Origin of the sequence: Xanthomonas citri pv. mangiferaeindicae (genome assembly GCA_002240395.1) — a bacterium.
GTDB lineage: Bacteria > Pseudomonadota > Gammaproteobacteria > Xanthomonadales > Xanthomonadaceae > Luteimonas > Luteimonas citri_A.
In genome coordinates, this window is the sequence record CP016836.1 from 1,600,378 (window position 1) to 1,617,104 (window position 16,727).

The following is a 16,727-nucleotide window of genomic DNA, read 5'->3' on the forward strand; positions in this document are numbered from 1 at the left end:
ATCACTGTGTCGATGCAGGGCATCGGCCGGTCGCCCGTGCCGATGTCGGACTCGGCCGCAAGCGCGGGTCGGGCGGCGCGCGGCGCGCGTCCTTGGCACCGGCCGCAGCGCGCCTGCGTGGCGGGCGGTCAGTCGCCGCCGCCTGCAATACGCGCCTCAGAACGGCAGCGTCAGTTCCGGTTCGATCGCGAGCAGGCGCTCGCGAAACAGCGCCTGGATCCGCGCCAGGGCCTGCGCATCGTCGGCATCGAAGCGCAGCACCAGCACCGGCGTTGTGTTGGACGCGCGCACCAGTCCCCAGCCATCGGGCCAGTCCGCACGCAGCCCGTCGATCGTCGACAGCCGTGCGCCGTCGAATGCGGCCTGCGCGAGGAACCGGGCGACGAAGGCGTGCGGATCGCCGCCGGGCACGTCGACCTTGAGCTCGGGCGTCGAGACGCCGACCGGCAGCGCGTGGAGCGCGGCGGTGGGGTCGGCCTGCAGCGCGAGGATCTCCAACAGCCGCGCGGCGGCGTAGAGGCCGTCGTCGAAGCCGAACCAGCGCTCGGCGAAGAAGAAATGGCCGCTCATTTCGCCGGCCAGTTCGGCACCGGTCTCGCGCATCTTGGCCTTGATCAGCGAGTGGCCGGTCTTCCACATCAACGGGCTGCCGCCGTGACGCAGCACATGGCCGGTCAAGCGTCCCGTGCATTTGACGTCGTGGACGATCAATGCGCCGGGATTGCGTTCGAGCAGGTCGGCGGCAAATAGCATCAGCAAGCGATCGGCGTCGATGATGGCGCCATCGGCGGCAACCACACCCAGCCGGTCGCCATCGCCGTCGAAGGCCACACCCAGATCGGCGTCCATGCGCTTGACCACATCGATCAGGTCGGCCAGGTTGCGCGGCTCGCTCGGATCGGGGTGGTGGTTCGGGAAGGTGCCGTCGATCTCGCAGTGCAGCGGGATCACGTCGGCGCCGATCGCCTCGAGCACGCGTGGGCCCAGTGTGCCCGCTGCGCCGTTGCCGGCATCGACGACGACCTTCAGCGGCCGTGCAATCTGGATGTCGTCGGCGATGCGCCGGACGTAGTCGTCGGCGAGATCGCGTTCGACCAGCCCACCGGGAACGGGCGCGGCATACAGGCGTTCACCTGCGATGCGCGCGTGCAGGTCGGCAATGGCGTCGCCCGCCAGCGTCTCGCCGCCGACAACGATCTTGAAGCCGTTGTATTCGGGCGGGTTGTGGCTGCCGGTGATCGACACGCAGCAACCGGTGCGCAGGTGGTAGGCGGCGAAGTAGGTCAGCGGCGTCGGCACCAAGCCAATGTCGACGACATTGCGCCCGCTCGCGCGCAGCCCGGCGACGAGGCCGGCGGCGAGGTCGGGCCCCGAGAGCCGGCCGTCGCGGCCGACCACGATCTCGTCGAGCCCCTGCTCGTGCATCAGCGAGCCGATCGCGCGTCCGATCGACTCGGCGATCGCGGCATCGAGTGTGCGCCCGACGACGCCCCGGATGTCGTAGGCGCGGAAGATCGCAGGATCGAGCCGCGCCGCTGCCGGTTTAGGGGCGGTGGCTGGTGCCGGGCGGTGCACCGGCCGGTCCACATCCGCGGTTTGCAACGACTGGGCGAGCGTGGGCTCGGCATCGGGTTCGCTGCCGGCAGGCGAGCGCCGCCGTGCGAGCCGCCCCACCGCGATCGCCAGGACCAGCAGCGTCGCGGCGAGCACCCACAACGGCAATGCGGATAGTCCAAGTGGCGGGCGACCGACGTGCGGAGTCGCCGCGACGATCCGCAGTTGCGTGCCCGGCACCGGTCGGCCCAGGCGCTCGGCGACGTTCGACAGCGCCGGCTCGCCGCGCGCCATCAGGGTCTGGCTTCCCTGCCGTAGTGCGACGTAGGTCGCCGGGTCGACATCGGCAGCGGCCAGGCCGGCGGTCGCGCGCTCGAGCGGGAGCACAGCGATCGCCACCCCCACCGGTCGCGCGCCCGCATGCGCCGGGGCAGTGATCAGAACCTGCGGACCGGCGGGGCCGTGGGCCACCATCAGCACCGGCTCGCCGGCGGCGAGTGCGCTTTCGAGGGCTGCGAGCCGGCCGAAACGGCCTTGCGCCAAGGCGTTGTACTCGCTGCGCAGATCGTGCGGGACCACCATCACGCCGGTCGCGCCGGGCCAGTCGCGGCCGAGTGCGGCACCGGCGGCATCCAGGCGGCCGTCCTGCAGCGCGCGCTGCACCGGTGCGCTGGCCAGGCGTTCGCGCATCCGCCGCAGCTCGGCCTGCAGCGCCTGTCCGGTCGCATCGACCGCGGCATCGCGCGCCTGCGTCACGCTGGTGCTGCGCTGCCCGGCCTGCCACTGACGGACGCCCTGCCAGGCGCACCATAAGGCCAGCAGCGCCAGCACCACGGCGAGCACCGGTGCAACGCGTCCCAACTGCGTCATCAGTTCGCGTGTGCGATGCGGATCCTTCTCGCCCATGGCCTGTCCCCGTCAGCGTACGCCCGAGTGCCCGAATCCCCCGGCGCCACGTGCGGTGTCGACGAAAGTATCCACCACGTTGAGCGTCGCGCGCACCACCGGCAGCAGCACCAGCTGCGCGATGCGGTCGCCCGGTTCGATGGTGAAGGCGTCCTTGCCGCGGTGCCAGACGCTGATCATCAGCGGGCCCTGGTAGTCGGCGTCGATCAGGCCGGTGCCGTTGCCGAGCACGATGCCGTGCTTGTGGCCCAGCCCCGAACGCGGCAACACGACTGCGCACAGGCCCGGGTCACCGATATGGATCGCCAGGCCCGAGGGCACCAGCGCGACGTCGCCGGGCAACAGCGCCAACGGCTCGTCGAGCGCCGCGCGCAGGTCGAGACCGGCGCTGCCTTCGGTGGCGTAAGCCGGCAGCGGCCACTGCTGGCCGAAGCGGGCATCGAGCACGCGGACGTCGAGGATGTGATTCATGGCGGCTCCGGATCGAGGCGGTGGGCGATCAGCGCGACCAGGTCGGCCGCGACCGCGGTCTTGGGGCCGGGCCCCAGCGGGTGCTGGCCGGCGGCGTCGTACACCACCAGCAGGTTGTCGTCGCCTTCGAACCCGCTGCCGGCAACGCCGACGCGGTTGGCCGCGATCAGGTCGACGCGCTTGGCGGCGAGTTTGTGGCGGGCATTGCCATCGACATCGTCGGTCTCGGCGGCGAAGCCGACCACCAGCCGGGGCCGGCGCGGGTCGGCGGCGAGCTCGGCGAGGATGTCGCGCGTGCGCACCAATTCGAGCGTCAGGCCGACCTCGCCCACACGCTTCTTGATTTTCGAGGTCGCGACCTGGGCCGGCGTGAAGTCCGCGACCGCTGCGGCACCGACGTAGACGTCGGCGGGCAGGGCAGCGAACACCGCGTCATGCATCTGCGCGGCCGAGCGTACGTCCACGCGCGTCACGCCATCGGGTGTGGGCAGGTGCACGGGGCCGGCCACCAACAGCACGTCGGCACCGGCCCGCGCGGCAGCCGCGGCGACCGCGAAGCCCATCTTGCCGCTGCTGCGGTTGCCCAGGAAGCGCACCGGATCGAGATCCTCGTAGGTCGGTCCGGCACTGACGACCACGCGCCGGCCGGCCAGCGGCCCGCTCATACCGGCAGCGCCGCGACGATCGCGGTCGGCTCGGCCAGTCGTCCGGGGCCCGATTCGCCTTCCGCCAGTGGGCCGTCCTCCGGCCCCACGATCTGCGCGCCGCGCTCGCGCAGCAGCGCAAGATTGGCCTGCGTGGCCGGGTGCAGCCACATGCGGTGGTTCATCGCCGGGCACACGGTCAGCGGCGCGGTCGTCGCCAGGCACAGCGTGGTGACCAGGTTGTCGGCAAAGCCATGCGCGAGCTTGGCCAGCGTGTTCGCAGTCGCAGGCGCCACCACCACGCGCGTGGCCCACCGTGCCAGCTCGATGTGGCCCATCGCGGCCTCGGCGCCCGGGTCCCACAAGGTGGTGCGCACCGGTTCGCCCGACACCGCCTGGAAGGTCGCGGCCGACACGAAGTGCAGCGCGCTGTCGGTCATCGCCACGCGCACCTGGGCGCCGGCTTCACGCAGACGCCTCACCAGATCGGCGGCCTTGTAGGCGGCGATGCCGCCGCACACGCACAGCAGGATGCGCTGCCCATGCAGCGAGGTCGACGCGCCAGCCATGGTCGGGGAAGCCCTACCGGAAAATCGACCGACAGCTTACCCGAAGCGAGGTGGACCGCTGGCTGCGCCGGGGCTTGCGCACGCGTTGCAATACAGGTCCCGCCGGCATCGGCGATGCGCGTCCGACACCCTCCCCGTCGCGTCGCGCCGGTGCCGGCTCCCCCAACGGAGGCGGCGATGCATATCTCGAAATGGCCCAAGAGCGAGCGACCGCGCGAGAAACTCTTTGCCCGGGGCGCGGGCGCACTGTCGGACGCGGAGCTGCTGGCGATCTTCCTGGGCTCGGGACTGCGCGGCATGGATGCGGTGGCGACCGGCCGCCAGCTGCTCAAGGACCACGGCTCGCTGCGCGCGCTGCTCGAGCGCGGGCCACAGGGGCTCGCGCAGCTGCCGGGCCTGGGCATGGCGCGCGCCAGTGGCCTGAGCGCCGCACTCGAAGTGGGCAACCGGGTGCTGGCCCAGACGCTTGAACGCGGCGAGGCGATCACCGATCCAGGCGCCGCCGGTCGCTATTTCACCCAGCGCCTGCGTGGTCTTCCCCATGAAGTCTTCGCCGTGCTCTATCTCGACGCCCGGCACCGCGCGCTGGCCTTCGAGGAGGTGTTCCAGGGCACGATCGACAATGCCGAGGTGTATCCGCGCGAACTCGCACGGCGCGCGCTCGCACACAACGCCGCAGCGATCATCGTCGGCCACAACCATCCCAGCGGCAACAATTGCCCGAGCGGTGCCGACCGGACGGTGACGAGCATGATCCGCCAGGCGCTGTCGCTGGTCGACGTGCGTGTGCTCGACCACTTGGTCATCGGCGAGGGCGAGGCGGTGTCGCTGGCCGCGACGGGCTTTCTGTGAGGGCGCGTCGCTCGCGATCGCGCCACGGTGCTTGCACAATGCGCGGATGCCCGCGTCCGATCCGTCCTCCCTGACCGCCTGTCCCTGTGGCCGCCGCCTGTCGTTCGACGATTGCTGCGGTCGCATCCACGCCGGTATGCCGGCGCCCGATGCCGAGACGCTGATGCGCGCGCGTTACAGCGCCTACGCGCGCGGCGATGTCGACTACCTGCGCGCCAGCTGGCATCCGCGCACCTGCCCGCGGGATCTCGATCTGCGCGGGCCACAGCCCACGTGGCTGGGCCTGGACGTGCGCGCGTTCGACGTGCTGGACGACGATCGCGCCGAGGTCGAGTTCGTCGCGCGCTATCGCATCGGTGGCGGCAGCGTCGTGCGCATGCGCGAGCGCAGCCGGTTCGTGCACGAGGACGGTCACTGGTACTACGTCGACGGCGATGTGGCCTGAGACCGGGTCCACCTTCCGCGCGCTCCACCGTGTTTCATGCGCTGCCGCCTGAGCGGCGCGTTAAACCCGAATCCACACACGCGTCCGCTGCCGGCCTCGTGAGGCACAGTGGCGTGGCCGTTCTGCCCCGGAGTTCCATTCGATGAAGAGCCCTCTGCGTGCCGTCACCACTTTCGCACTGCTGGGCGCAGCCGGCGTGGTTGCCGCGGCCACGCCGCCGCCACCGCCCGCCAACCCGGCAGCGTTCGCTCAGTGCTTGGTCGGTATCCGCGGTGATGCCGCCAAGCGCGGCATTCCCGGCGACGCCTTTGATCGGCTGACGTCCGACCTGCAGCCGGACATGAGCGTGTTGCCGCTGCTCGACGCGCAACCCGAATTCACCACGCCGCTGTGGGATTACCTGGCAGGGTTGGTAGACGCGCAGCGCGTCGAGGATGGGCGCGCGATGCTGGCCGAGCACCGCGACCTGCTGGCACGGGTGTCGGCGCAGTACGGTGTCGATGCCCAGACTGTCGTCGCGGTCTGGGGCGTGGAGAGCGACTACGGCCGCATCTCGGGCAAGCGGCCGCTGCGCGTGTCGCTCGCCACGCTGGCCTGCAACGGGCGCCGGCAGCCGTTCTTCCGTGGCGAGTTCCTGGCGCTGCTCGAACTCCTGCACAAGGGCGATCTGCGCGATCCGGGCTTGACTGGCTCCTGGGCCGGCGCGTTCGGCCACACGCAGTTCATGCCCAGCACCTACGCGCGCATCGCGGTGGATTTCGACGGCGACGGCCGCCGCGATCTCGTCGACAGCATTCCCGACGCCCTGGCCTCGACCGCGAACTACCTCGCGCGCGCCGGCTGGAGCAGTGGCCAGCCCTGGGGCTACGAGGTTCGGCTGCCGCCGGGCTTTGCGATCGCGCAGGCCGGGCGCACGAACCGCCGGTCCGTGTCCGACTGGGCCGCGCGCGGCGTGACCCGCGTCGACGGCGGCGCGCTGCCGGCCGGTGACACGCGCGCGGCGGTGATCGCACCGACCGGGGCCTCGGGCCCGACGTTCCTGGTGCTGCGCAACTACGATGCGATCTACTCGTACAACGCCGCCGAAAGCTACGCGCTGGCAATTGCCTTGCTCGCCGACCAGTTGCGTGGCGGGACCGGTCTGAAGACGCCGTGGCCGACCGACGATCCTGGGCTGTCGCGCGCCGACCGCCGCGCATTGCAGACCCTGCTCGCTGCGCGCGGACACGACATCGGCGAGGTCGACGGGATGATCGGGACCGCGACCCGGCGTGCGATCCAGGCCGAGCAGCGCCGGCTTGGACTCACGCCCGACGACGGCCGGGCAGGACGCCGCATTCTCGAGGCCTTGCAGGCCGGCCGTTAGCGTTCGCGGCGCGCAGGTGGTCCGCCTGGGGACATGACGGGGACGTTGCGTGCCTTGCGTCGAGCCCGGTTCCTTGCGATTGTCGAACCGGTCACGTCATGGAGTCGGACACATGCGCAGCCTGTGGAGCTTGGCGGCGGCCTTGCCGCTCGCCGCCTGCGGCACGATGGACTATCGCGACACCAACGCGGCGGTCGACAACAACCCGCTGTGCGTCAGCCGGCCCGACCAGCCGGGCGAACCGGTGTCGCGCGACTGCGAGCGTTACAGCGAGGGGCGTTGGCGCAAATCCGACGCCCAGCCCGTCGAGTTCGGTAGGCGCGACGAGCGCTGATCCGCCCGCCGCGCCCGCGGTGCGTCAGCCGCAGCGGAATCCAGTGATCCGGCCCTCGGCGTCGAGGTCGATGTTCAACCGGTCCTCACGGAAATCCATCGTCACCGCATCGCCGGGACGGATCACGCGATGGGTGCGGGCGCCGGCGTCCTGCCGGGCCTTGTCGAAGAGCGCGTCGCTGCCGGCCTGGCCGATCATCGCCTGCACCGCCTCGGTGTCGCAGGGCGTGGTGCCGATCGCGCCCTCGGCCGACGGCTCACTGGCCGCGGCTTCAGTCTCGATCGCGCTGCCGGCCCCGGTGTCGGCATCGGCGACGTCGGCGGCGGGCGGTTCTTCCTCGAAGCCCTCGTCATGGGCGGGCGCGCAGGCAGCCAGTGCGAACGCGGGCACCAGCAAAGCGGCCAGCATGGGCCGGGGCAGCGAAACGCGGAGGCGTCGTGACATGCAGTGCTCCTGTCGGGGGGACCATCCTCCACTGTAGCCGCTGGCAGGGGCCCGGGCCAATTGCGGCATGATGGGCAAAATTCATGCGAGGAAGACCCCGCCGATGCCACGCCGCGCCGTGCCTGTCGCTCTCCTGTCCACCGCTTTGATGGTGTCGCTGGCCGGCGTGCCGGCGTTCGCCGCTGCCGGCGCCGATCCAGGGCCCGGCCCCGCTCCGGCCACAACCGCCGATGTACCCGGTGGCGGGATCGTCGCCGACAATCTCGCACGCCACCTGTCGGTGCTCGCCTCCGACGCGTTCGAAGGGCGCGCGCCGACGACCGAGGGCGAGCGCAAGACCATCGCCTACATCGCCGAACAGTTCGCGCAGGCCGGGTTGTCGCCGGGCGGCGACGACGGCGGCTGGACCCAGGCGGTCGTGCTCGAGCGCAGTGCGATCGTCGGTCCGGTCGAGGCGCGCGTGCATGTCGGCGGGCAGACGCGCGCACTCGCCAATGGCGACGACATCGCGGTCGAGACCCTGCGGCCGGGCGGGCGCGTGGATCTGGCCGATCTGCCGGTCGTCTTCGCCGGCTACGGCATCACGGCGCCCGAGCTCGACTGGGACGACTACGCCGGGCTCGACGTCGCCGGCAAGCTGGTCGTGGTGCTGATCAACGATCCCGATTTCGAGGCCGAGGCGCCTGGGCGCTTCGGCGGCCGGGCGCTGACCTGGTACGGCCGCTGGACCTACAAGTACGAAGAGGCGGCGCGCCGCGGCGCGGCGGGCGTGCTGATCGTCCACGAGACCGAGCCGGCGTCCTACCCGTGGGCGACGGTGCGCAACGGCCGCGCCGGGCCGCAGTACGACATCGTCCGCGCCGACGCCCAGACCCATCACTTGCCGATGCGCGGCTGGATGCAGCGCGAGGTCGCCGTGCGCTTGTTCGCCGATGCCGGGCTCGATTTCGAGGCCGAAAAGCGCCGGGCGCAACAGCCGGGCTTTCGCGGCGGCGCGCTCGGCGATGCACGCCTGGACATCGCCTTCGACGTGCAGCGCGAGCGTGTGACCAGCCACAACGTGGTCGGCGTACTGCCGGGCGCGTCGCGTCCCGACGAGACGGTCGTGTTGTCGGGCCACTGGGACAGCTTCGGCGTCGGCGAGCCCGATGCCAGCGGCGATGCGATCATCAATGGCGCGGTCGACAACGCGACCGCGATCGCGTCGCTGATCGAACTGGCGCGGGTGTTCGCCGCCGGCCCGCGCCCGGCGCGCACGCTGCAGTTCATTGCGTTGACGGCCGAGGAGAACGGCCTGCTCGGTGCGACCTACTACGCGGCCAATCCGCTGCGTCCGCTCGAGACCACGGCCGCGGTGCTGAACATGGAAATGTGGAGCCCCGACGGCGAAACCCGCGACATCTCGTCCTGGGGCAACGGCCGCGTCTCGCTGGAGCGCGACCTGGCCGCGGCGGCGGCCATCGATGGCCGGAGCTGGTCGCCCGATCCCAATCTCGAAGCGGGGCTGTTCTACCGCGCCGACCATTTCGCGTTCGCCCAGGCCGGCGTGCCGGCGCTGACGATCGGTCCGGGCATGGACCAGCTCGATGGCGGCGTGGCCGGCGGCAAAGCGGCGCGCGCCGATTACTTCGCGCACCGCTATCACCAGCCGGGCGATGCCTTCGACGACAGCTGGGACATGGCCGGACCGACCGCCGACACGCGCACGGTCTACCGTCTGGCGGCGGCGCTCGCGAACACGGCCGAGTGGCCGCAATGGAACGAGGACAGCGAGTTCCGCGCGCGCCGCATCCTCAGTGACGACGCCCGCCGCAGTCCGCCGCGCTGAGAGGCGAGGACGGCGTTGCAGCGGGCGGTGGACTATTCGACACCGTGCGTCTGCCGTGCCTGCATGACACGCAATAAAAAGCCGCCCGTGAGACACGGGCGGCAACACCGGTTGAGAGAGAGCGTCGCGCTTGTTGCGCGCCGAACCGGGCAGAGATGAACTGGATGGAGAAAAGGTCAGCCTCGCGCGATCAAGTGCCGGTCGTGGCGTCCTGGCCGGTCGGCGGTGCTGGCGGCGTGGTGGTCGGATCGGTCGGCGGCTGCATCGTGGGATCGGTCGGCGGCGGCATGGTCGGATCGACCGGATCGTTCGGCGGCAGCGTCGGGTCGGTCGGCGGCGGCGTCATCGGATCGCTGGGAGGTGGTGTCTGCGAGTCCATCGGCGGCGGTGCGGTCGCCGGGTCGGTCGTCGGTGCAGGGCCAGTGGCGGGGGTGTCGTGGTTGTTACACGCGGTCAGCGCGAAGGCAGCTGCAGCCGCGAGGGGAAGCACGATACGACGCATGGAAAACTCCTGGGTCGGTCGAAAGTGACGCGCCCAGTCTTTCGCGTCGTATGTCGCGAGGGTGTCGTGGTTTGGCTCAAATTGCGTGAGCTGCTCGCCCGGCGTCGCAGCTCGTTCAGGCTCGCAGCAGCCATTGAGACACTTCCCGCAGCGCCGCATGCACCTGTGGACGGCGTGCTGGCGGCGTTCGGCCCGCCGATCAAATAGTGTACTTGCGGGTTCAAATATTGCTAGGATGAACGCGTCCTGCCATCGCAGGCTCGGCTCAGACCCGCGACATGGCGCCCGACTCCCTCACAACTCCACCCTCGACGACCGCTCGCAGCCCAGCGAGGCGCTGGCTGGGCGCCGCCGTGGCCGCGCTGGCGGTCGTGCCGGTGGCGGTGTGGGGTGCATTCGCGCTGGGATACCAGGCGCCGGCCACTTGGCGATGGCTGCTGATCGCGGTCTGGCTGGTCGTCGCGGTGGCCGTGCTGGTGTCTCTGCCGCCGCGGCCGCGGCAAGCGCGCGGTCGCATCGCTCCGGTCATCGGCGGGATCGCGCTGCTGATGCTGCTCGGCTGGTGGCAGACCTTGCTGCCCTCGCACGCACGGTTGTGGGCCGATGATGTCGCGCGCTTGCTCGAGGCCGATGTCGAAGGCAATCGGGTCACGTTGCGCAATGTCCGCAATTTCGATTGGCGCAGCGACGACGACTACACCGTACGCTGGGAGACGCGGACCTACGACCTCGAGCGTCTGGTGTCGGCCGATCTGATCCTGTCGTACTGGATGGGCCCGCATATCGCCCACACGCTGGTCTCGTTCGGTTTCGACGATGGCCGCCAACTGGTGTTTTCGCTGGAGATCCGCAAGGAGCGCGACGAGTCGTTCTCGGCGGTCGGCGGCTTCTTCCGCCAGTTCGAAACGGTGCTGGTGGCCGCCGACGAATACGACATCGTGCGCGTGCGCAGCAATATCCGTGGCGAGGACGTGTACCTGTACCGGCTCGATGTGCCGCCGGCGCAACTGCGCGAGGTGTTCCTGGGTTATCTCGACGAGGCGGCCCGGCTGCAGCGCAAGCCGCGCTTCTACAACACGCTGACCAGCAACTGCACGACGATCGTGTTCGCGCTCGCGCGTCGCATCGCGCCTGCGCTGCCGCTCGATTACCGGCTGCTGCTGTCGGGGCACTTCGACGGCTATGCCTACGACCACGACGGGTTGGTGCCGGGCTATGACCTCCAGACGCTGCGCGCGGCCGGCCGCATCACCGCGCGCGCGCGCGCCTTCGACGGGCCGGCGGCCGAGTTCCCGCGCGCGATCCGCCAAGGCGTGCCGGGCGTGACCGCCACCACGCCATGACGGGCCGTTCCTCCACGTGGCTGGGGCGGACCATCACCGCCGCGCTGCTGGTGGCCGCGCTCGGCGGCTGCGCGATCCTGCGCGAGTTCGGGCCCTCGGTCGCGGTCGCGCCGATGACGCCCGGCGAAACCATCGCGTTGCAGCGTGGCGACATCCTGACCACCGGCCGCCTCAGCGCCGCCACCGCGCAGACGATCCGCGTCGCCGGTCTCGACACTGCCGCCTGCGTGCAGCCGTCGATCGATTGCATCCGTGCCTTGTCGGGCGTGGAGGGCATTGCCGACGAGCGCCTGCAATCGGCGCTATCGGAACTGTGGCTGCAGCACGCCCTGACGCTGGCCTCGCCCGTGCCCGGAAAACCGGTCGACCCGGCGAGCGCCGATGCCCGGCTGCAGGCGCTGTTTGAAGCCGCGCGCCATGCCTATGTGTACCTGTTCTACACCGCGCGGTCACCAGGCGAGCGTGCATTCGAGGATCGCCAGACCCAGGTCCGCGACTGGTACAACCATGCCGTCCAGGCGGCCTCGACGCAGCTGTTCGACACCCGCGTGCGTAGTGCGCCGCCGACTGACCGCATCGAGGTCGCCGGCTGGACGCTGCATATGGACGTGACCGGCCTGCGCCTGCCCGGCGGCACGGACATGCCGCAGGAACTGCTGCCGGCCGCGTCGCTGTCGTTCAAGGGCCTGCGCAGCATCTATCGCCGCGATGGCTTCGGCGCCGAGCTGGTGGCGGTGATGGACGACCCGGTGGCCGCCGCCGCGTCGGCCGCGCCCCACGCGCGCGCCGGCCACCGCCCGGACGTGCCGGCATGGAGCGAAATGCCGTCTCCGAGCCTGACCCTGCTGTTCCGCTTTCCGGGCGAGGACGCAGCCGAGGTCCTGGCCACGCGCGAGGTGCTGGCCAGCGCGCACGATCCCTATATCGAGGACACCGTGGTGCTGCGTGGCCAGCCGGTGCCGCTGGCCGCGAACTTCAGCGCCGGCTATGGGCTGTGGCTGGCGCGCTCGGGGTTCGCCGTGCAGTCGCTGCGCACCTTGCTCGGCCGCGAGCGCGGGATCGAACGCCCGCACCTGTACATGATGCAGCCCTACGATCCGCAGCGCCGCATCGTGCTGATGATCCATGGCCTGGCCAGCAGTCCCGAGGCCTGGGTCAACGTCGCCAACGAGATCATGGGCGACGAGGCGCTGCGCCGGAATTACCAGGTCTGGCAGGTCTACTACCCGACCAACATGCCGATCGCGCTCAACCAGGCCGCGATCCGGCGCCTGGTGATCGACGCGCTGGCGCATGTCGATCCCGGCGGGCAGGCGCCGGCCTCGCACGACATCGTGCTGGTCGGCCACAGCATGGGCGGGGTGATCGCGCGATTGTTGGTGTCCTCGTCGGGCGATGCGCTGTGGAACGCGTTCGTCCAGACGCGCGAGATCGAGCCGGCACGGCTGGCGCGGATCCGCCCCCGGCTCGAGCCGATGCTGCGCTTCGAGCCGCTGCCGCAGGTCGGACGCGCGGTGTTCATCGCCGCGCCGCACCGTGGCACCGAGGTCGCGGGCACCCGGCTGGGGCGCTGGGTGTCGGGCCTGGTGCGGCTGCCGCTGACCTTGCTCGAGGGCTTCGGCGACGTGATCCAGGCCTTGGCGGGTCACGATGAGGACCGGCGCGAGGCGCGTTTGCCCAACAGCATCGACAACCTGTCCAAGGACGATCCGTTCGTGCGCGCGGCCGCTCAGTTTCCGATCTCGCCCGCGGTGCGGCTGCACTCGATCATCGCGCGCCGCAGTGCCGAGGGTGCCCTGGAGGACAGTGACGACGGCCTGGTGCCGTACCCCAGCGCACACCTGCCGGGCGCGCTGTCGGAAAAGATCATCGTGTCCGGGCACAGCGTGCAGGAGACGGCGCCAGCGGTTCTGGAGATCCGCCGGATCCTGCATGAGGACATGGCGGAGCGGACGGACACCACGCCGGCGGAGCCTGCGCGCGAGGCAGTCACCGACCCGGGCGCATGACCCGCAGCAGGACAGCCGGCGATCGACCCGGCTCGCGGTCGGCCAGGCCGCGGATGTCGCCGGCGCATCGCAGATCAGGGGCGCGCACCGCGGTGCGGCGTTCAGGCAGGGCTGAATTACTGTACTATTCGGTTCAGTCACTCCGTCTGTGTTCAGTTGCACTTCGCCACCCTTGACGGGTTTTTAACTTCGGCCGCTTGCGTGTCCTTCGATCCTGCCCCCGACATCGCCGTCCGTCTCGACCGGGCCCGCCTCGATCGCGGTGGCCGGACCGTGCTCGCGGACATCGACCTGACGGTGCCACGCGGCAGCGTGACCGCGGTGCTGGGCCCGTCGGGGAGCGGCAAGTCGACGCTGCTCTCGGCACTGACCGGCGAGCTGGTGCCCGCCGCCGGCAAGGTCGAGGTGTTCGGGCGTCCGGTGCCGCAGCGCCAGCGCGCGCTGTTGGAGATGCGCAAGGGCATCGGTGTGCTGCTGCAGGGCAACGGCCTGCTGACCGATCTGACCGCGGCCGAGAACATCGCGCTGCCGCTGCGCATCCACACCGATCTGCCCAAGCCGGTGATCGCGCGACTGGTCGACATGAAGCTGCAGGCGGTAGGCCTGCGTGCGGCCGCCGACCTGTACCCGCGTGAGCTGTCGGGCGGCATGGCGCGCCGCGTCGCGCTGGCCCGCGCGCTGGCGCTCGATCCGCCGCTGATGATCTACGACGAGCCGCTGACCGGCCTGGATCCGATCGCCTCGGGCGTGATCATGAGCCTGATCGCCCGGCTCAATGCCAGCCTGGGGCTGACCAGCATCGTGGTGACCCACCACGTCCATGAGACGCTGCCAGTCGCCGATCGCGCGGTGGTGATCGCCAACGGCCGGATCGTATTCACCGGCACCCCGGCCGCGCTCGAGGCCTCAGAAGACCCGCTGGTGCGGCAGTTCCTGCGCGGCGAGCCCGATGGGCCGATCGCGTTCGACCGTGCCGACCTCGCCCGGCCGGAGGCCGCATGACGCGTTCGATCTGCCTGCGTACGACCCGCGGTCGCTGCCCGGGACGCCGTCGATGACCGCCGCCATCCGCTCGCTCGGCCGCGCCGGGCTGTTCTCGTTGTCGGTGCTGCGCGCCTCCCGGCCGACCGCCGACTTCTTCGCCGAGCTGCTGCGCGAGGTCTACAAGATCGGCGGCCGTTCGTTGCCGATCATCGCCGTGGGGGGCGCCTTCGTCGGTCTGTCGCTGACGTTGTTGGGTTACCGCGCGCTGGAGACCTACGGCGCCAGCAACCAGGTCAGCGTACTGATCGGTCTGGGCCTGTACCGGGAACTGGCGCCGGTGCTGACTGCGCTGCTGTTCGTGGGCCGCGCCGGCAGTTCGATCGCCGCCGAACTGGGGCTGATGCGCGCGACCGACCAGATCACCGCGCTGGGCCTGATGGCGATCGACCCGGTCGCCAAGGCGGTCGCGCCGCGATTCTGGGCGGCGGTGATCTGCGTGCCGCTGCTGACCGCGTTCTTCTGCAGCCTGGCGCTGTCGGCGAGCTGGTTCCAGGCGGTCCAGGTACTGGGCATCGACAACGGCATGTTCTGGCAGACGATGCAGGATGCGGTCGACTTCCGCGGCGATTTTCTGACCGCGTTCCTGAAGTCGGCGGTGTTCGGCGGCACTGCGGCGCTGGTCGCGTCCTATGTTGGCTTCCATGCCGAGCCGACGATCGAGGGCACCTCGGTCGCCACCACGCGGGCGGTGGTCAACGCCTCGCTGCTGGTGCTGATGTTCAACTTCGTGATGTCCGCATTCCTGTTCCGTTGATGCCCGCTCCGGCGTCCGGTCTTTTCCTTCACCGCCGCGCAGGCGGCCCGCTGCAAAGGTGACACCCATGACAAGCGCCCGTGGTCCCCGTCTCGAGTTCGCCGTCGGCGCGTTTCTGTTGCTGGCGCTCGGCTCGCTGCTGGTGCTGGCGATCGCCTCGACCAATGGCAAGTTCGGCTTCGGTCGCGGCGGCACGTACGAACTCACCGCGCGTTTCAGCAATCTCGGCCAGTTGCGCCCCAACGCCCCGGTGAAGATCGGCGGCGTGACCATCGGTCGGGTCGACAGGATCGACCTGGACCCGGTGAAGTTCGATTCGATCGCGACCCTGGCGATCGAGGACCGCTACGCCGAGATTCCGGCCGACACCTCGGCCGCGATCCTGACCGGCGGCCTGCTCGGCGAGAGCTACGTCGGCCTGTCGCCCGGTGGCGACGTCGAATCGCTGCAGCCCGGCGAGGAGATCGCGTTCACCTCGCCGGCGGTCGACCTGATCCAGATGGTCGGCAAATACATGTTCAGCGGTGGCGGCGATGCCGCGCCGCCGGCGGACGATCCGCCCGCCGCCGCGTCTCCCGACGCGTCCCCCCGTGACGAAGGAGTGCTCCCATGATCCGCATGCCCCTGATCCGCCGTGTGCTGCCGCTGGCGCTGGCCGCGGCCCTCACCCTGCCGACCGCAACCGTGTTCGCGCAGGCCCGTCCGGCCGCCGCCCCGGCCGCCGACGTCCAGGCCGGTTCGCCGAGCCAGTTGGTGCTGGCCAACAGCGAACGGGTGCTCAAGACCATCGAGACCCGCCGCGCCGAATTCAGCCGTGACCGCGCCGCGCTGCAGCGCTTCATCACCGGCGAGTTCGACACCATGTTCGACCGCGACTATGCCGCGCGTCAGGTGCTTGGGCGGCATGGCCGCGGCGCCTCGGATGCCGACGTCAAGGCGTTCGGTGACGCGCTGGCCGAAAACCTGATGCGCCGCTACGGCTCGTCGCTGCTGGACTTCAACACCCAGCTGCGGGTGCGCATCAAGTCCGAGGCGCCGCTGCCGCGTGGCTTGGGCGTGCGCGTGTCCAGCGAGCTGCTGCGCAGTGGCGGCGAGCCGGTGCCGGTCGATTACCTGATGCGCCAGAGCGGCGGCACCTGGAAGGTGTTCGACGTCATGGTCGAGGGCGTGTCGTTCGTGCGCACGTTCCGCGAGCAGTTCGACCCCGAGTTGCAGCGCAAGTCGATCCAGCAGGTCGCACGCGAACTGCGCGCCGGCCAGATCCAGGCCGACGCCGGCCGATGAGCGCGCCTGCTGCCGCCTCGGTCCGGCGCGACGGCGATGCGTTGGCGTTCGCCGGCGCGGTGTCGGCGGCCACCGTGCCGGCGTTGTGGCCGCGCGTGCAGCCGCTGCGCGCCGGCGCCCGCCAGCTCGACCTGACCGCGGTCACCGCGGTCGACAGCGCCGGGCTCGCGTTGCTGGCCGAACTGGCCGGGGATGGTGCGCTCACGGTCGACGGCGAACCGCCGGGCCTGGCCGAACTGCGCAGCGCCTACCGGCTGACGCCGGCGCTGACCTACGTGCGCGCGTGAAGCGCGGCGCGCAGGATGACGGCATGACCGTCGGCGCCCCGGCGACCCACGCCCCTTGATGTTCCATCGGCACCCCCACCGGACTTCTCCG

The 16,727-nt window shown here is 70.8% G+C and carries 16 protein-coding genes and 1 pseudogene; 12 read left to right on the forward strand and 5 right to left on the reverse strand.

Translation table 11 applies throughout. The features are described from left to right. Positions 1-156 precede the first annotated feature (156 nt). The 3 genes and pseudogenes from BEN78_06910 to BEN78_06920 form a co-directional block, all read right to left on the reverse strand. A complete protein-coding gene (locus BEN78_06910) occupies positions 157-2,424 on the reverse strand; it encodes a phosphomannomutase (protein ID ASR44968.1) in 2,268 nt (755 codons plus the stop codon). Positions 2,425-2,472: 48 nt separating this feature from the next. Beyond that, entirely contained in the window at positions 2,473-2,931 is a 459-nt protein-coding gene (locus BEN78_06915) for a deoxyuridine 5'-triphosphate nucleotidohydrolase (protein ID ASR43156.1), read from the reverse strand. Further along, positions 2,928-4,144, reverse strand: a pseudogene (locus BEN78_06920) (phosphopantothenoylcysteine decarboxylase). Before BEN78_06920 ends, BEN78_06915 begins: the two are co-directional and overlap by 4 nt. Positions 4,145-4,321: 177 nt before the next feature. Here BEN78_06920 and BEN78_06925 point away from each other — a divergent pair. The 4 genes from BEN78_06925 (at position 4,322) to BEN78_06940 (ending at position 7,141) form a co-directional block, all read left to right on the forward strand. Beyond that, the gene (locus BEN78_06925) at positions 4,322-4,996 is read left to right on the forward strand and encodes a hypothetical protein (protein ID ASR43157.1); all 675 of its coding nucleotides are present in this window, start codon (positions 4,322-4,324) and stop codon (positions 4,994-4,996) included. Between the two features lie 46 nt (positions 4,997-5,042). Next, on the forward strand, positions 5,043-5,441 hold the full coding sequence (locus BEN78_06930) for a hypothetical protein (GenBank protein ID ASR43158.1): 399 nt from the start codon (positions 5,043-5,045) through the stop codon (positions 5,439-5,441). Between the two features lie 142 nt (positions 5,442-5,583). Continuing rightward, positions 5,584-6,807, forward strand: a complete 1,224-nt coding sequence (locus BEN78_06935) for a lytic transglycosylase (GenBank protein ID ASR43159.1) — start codon at positions 5,584-5,586, stop codon at positions 6,805-6,807. 112 nt (positions 6,808-6,919) lie between these two features. Then, positions 6,920-7,141, forward strand: a complete 222-nt coding sequence (locus BEN78_06940; protein ASR43160.1) for a hypothetical protein — start codon at positions 6,920-6,922, stop codon at positions 7,139-7,141. Between the two features lie 24 nt (positions 7,142-7,165). Here BEN78_06940 and BEN78_06945 read toward each other — a convergent pair whose 3' ends face one another. Further along, positions 7,166-7,585 carry a hypothetical protein gene (locus BEN78_06945; protein ID ASR43161.1) on the reverse strand — a complete coding sequence of 140 codons (420 nt, stop codon included), beginning with the start codon at positions 7,583-7,585 and terminating at the stop codon, positions 7,166-7,168. Between the two features lie 247 nt (positions 7,586-7,832). Between BEN78_06945 and BEN78_06950 the strand changes: the two genes are divergently transcribed. After that, complete coding sequence (locus BEN78_06950; GenBank protein ID ASR44969.1) at positions 7,833-9,413, forward strand: peptidase M20; 1,581 nt, start codon at positions 7,833-7,835, stop codon at positions 9,411-9,413. A 190-nt stretch (positions 9,414-9,603) separates the two neighbouring features. On the opposite strand, the gene BEN78_06955 is transcribed toward BEN78_06950, so the two are convergent. Then, positions 9,604-9,915 carry a hypothetical protein gene (locus BEN78_06955; GenBank protein ID ASR43162.1) on the reverse strand — a complete coding sequence of 104 codons (312 nt, stop codon included), beginning with the start codon at positions 9,913-9,915 and terminating at the stop codon, positions 9,604-9,606. Between the two features lie 278 nt (positions 9,916-10,193). On the opposite strand from BEN78_06955, the gene BEN78_06960 reads away from it, so the two are divergent. The 7 genes from BEN78_06960 to BEN78_06990 all read left to right on the forward strand — a co-directional run bounded on the left by BEN78_06960 (position 10,194) and on the right by BEN78_06990 (position 16,636). Continuing rightward, positions 10,194-11,258 carry a hypothetical protein gene (locus BEN78_06960; protein ASR43163.1) on the forward strand — a complete coding sequence of 355 codons (1,065 nt, stop codon included), beginning with the start codon at positions 10,194-10,196 and terminating at the stop codon, positions 11,256-11,258. After that, the gene (locus tag BEN78_06965) at positions 11,255-13,267 is read left to right on the forward strand and encodes a hypothetical protein (protein ASR43164.1); all 2,013 of its coding nucleotides are present in this window, start codon (positions 11,255-11,257) and stop codon (positions 13,265-13,267) included. The genes BEN78_06960 and BEN78_06965 overlap by 4 nt, the downstream gene beginning before the upstream one ends. Before the next feature lie 225 nt (positions 13,268-13,492). Continuing rightward, positions 13,493-14,269 (forward strand): ABC transporter ATP-binding protein, encoded by a 777-nt coding sequence (locus BEN78_06970; protein ASR44970.1) that lies wholly within the window; start codon positions 13,493-13,495, stop codon positions 14,267-14,269. 52 nt (positions 14,270-14,321) lie between these two features. Next, the gene (locus tag BEN78_06975; protein ID ASR44971.1) at positions 14,322-15,065 is read left to right on the forward strand and encodes an ABC transporter permease; all 744 of its coding nucleotides are present in this window, start codon (positions 14,322-14,324) and stop codon (positions 15,063-15,065) included. Between the two features lie 67 nt (positions 15,066-15,132). Continuing rightward, the gene (locus tag BEN78_06980; protein ID ASR43165.1) at positions 15,133-15,678 is read left to right on the forward strand and encodes an outer membrane lipid asymmetry maintenance protein MlaD; all 546 of its coding nucleotides are present in this window, start codon (positions 15,133-15,135) and stop codon (positions 15,676-15,678) included. A 5-nt stretch (positions 15,679-15,683) separates the two neighbouring features. Then, on the forward strand, positions 15,684-16,349 hold the full coding sequence (locus tag BEN78_06985; GenBank protein ID ASR44972.1) for an organic solvent ABC transporter: 666 nt from the start codon (positions 15,684-15,686) through the stop codon (positions 16,347-16,349). Next, on the forward strand, positions 16,346-16,636 hold the full coding sequence (locus BEN78_06990) for a hypothetical protein (protein ASR43166.1): 291 nt from the start codon (positions 16,346-16,348) through the stop codon (positions 16,634-16,636). The genes BEN78_06985 and BEN78_06990 overlap by 4 nt, the downstream gene beginning before the upstream one ends. Positions 16,637-16,727 lie beyond the last annotated feature (91 nt).

Excerpts from the sequence above, each read along its gene's own strand:
- BEN78_06910 (ASR44968.1), bottom strand. The coding sequence starts at position 2,424 with ATGACGCAGTTGGGACGCGTTGCACCGGTGCTCGCCGTGGTGCTGGCG.
- BEN78_06915 (ASR43156.1), bottom strand. The coding sequence starts at position 2,931 with ATGAATCACATCCTCGACGTCCGCGTGCTCGATGCCCGCTTCGGCCAG.
- BEN78_06925 (ASR43157.1), top strand. The coding sequence starts at position 4,322 with ATGCATATCTCGAAATGGCCCAAGAGCGAGCGACCGCGCGAGAAACTC.
- BEN78_06930 (ASR43158.1), top strand. The coding sequence starts at position 5,043 with ATGCCCGCGTCCGATCCGTCCTCCCTGACCGCCTGTCCCTGTGGCCGC.
- BEN78_06935 (ASR43159.1), top strand. The coding sequence starts at position 5,584 with ATGAAGAGCCCTCTGCGTGCCGTCACCACTTTCGCACTGCTGGGCGCA.
- BEN78_06940 (ASR43160.1), top strand. The coding sequence starts at position 6,920 with ATGCGCAGCCTGTGGAGCTTGGCGGCGGCCTTGCCGCTCGCCGCCTGC.
- BEN78_06945 (ASR43161.1), bottom strand. The coding sequence starts at position 7,585 with ATGTCACGACGCCTCCGCGTTTCGCTGCCCCGGCCCATGCTGGCCGCT.
- BEN78_06955 (ASR43162.1), bottom strand. The coding sequence starts at position 9,915 with ATGCGTCGTATCGTGCTTCCCCTCGCGGCTGCAGCTGCCTTCGCGCTG.
- BEN78_06960 (ASR43163.1), top strand. The coding sequence starts at position 10,194 with ATGGCGCCCGACTCCCTCACAACTCCACCCTCGACGACCGCTCGCAGC.
- BEN78_06965 (ASR43164.1), top strand. The coding sequence starts at position 11,255 with ATGACGGGCCGTTCCTCCACGTGGCTGGGGCGGACCATCACCGCCGCG.
- BEN78_06975 (ASR44971.1), top strand. The coding sequence starts at position 14,322 with ATGACCGCCGCCATCCGCTCGCTCGGCCGCGCCGGGCTGTTCTCGTTG.
- BEN78_06980 (ASR43165.1), top strand. The coding sequence starts at position 15,133 with ATGACAAGCGCCCGTGGTCCCCGTCTCGAGTTCGCCGTCGGCGCGTTT.
- BEN78_06985 (ASR44972.1), top strand. The coding sequence starts at position 15,684 with ATGCCCCTGATCCGCCGTGTGCTGCCGCTGGCGCTGGCCGCGGCCCTC.
- BEN78_06990 (ASR43166.1), top strand. The coding sequence starts at position 16,346 with ATGAGCGCGCCTGCTGCCGCCTCGGTCCGGCGCGACGGCGATGCGTTG.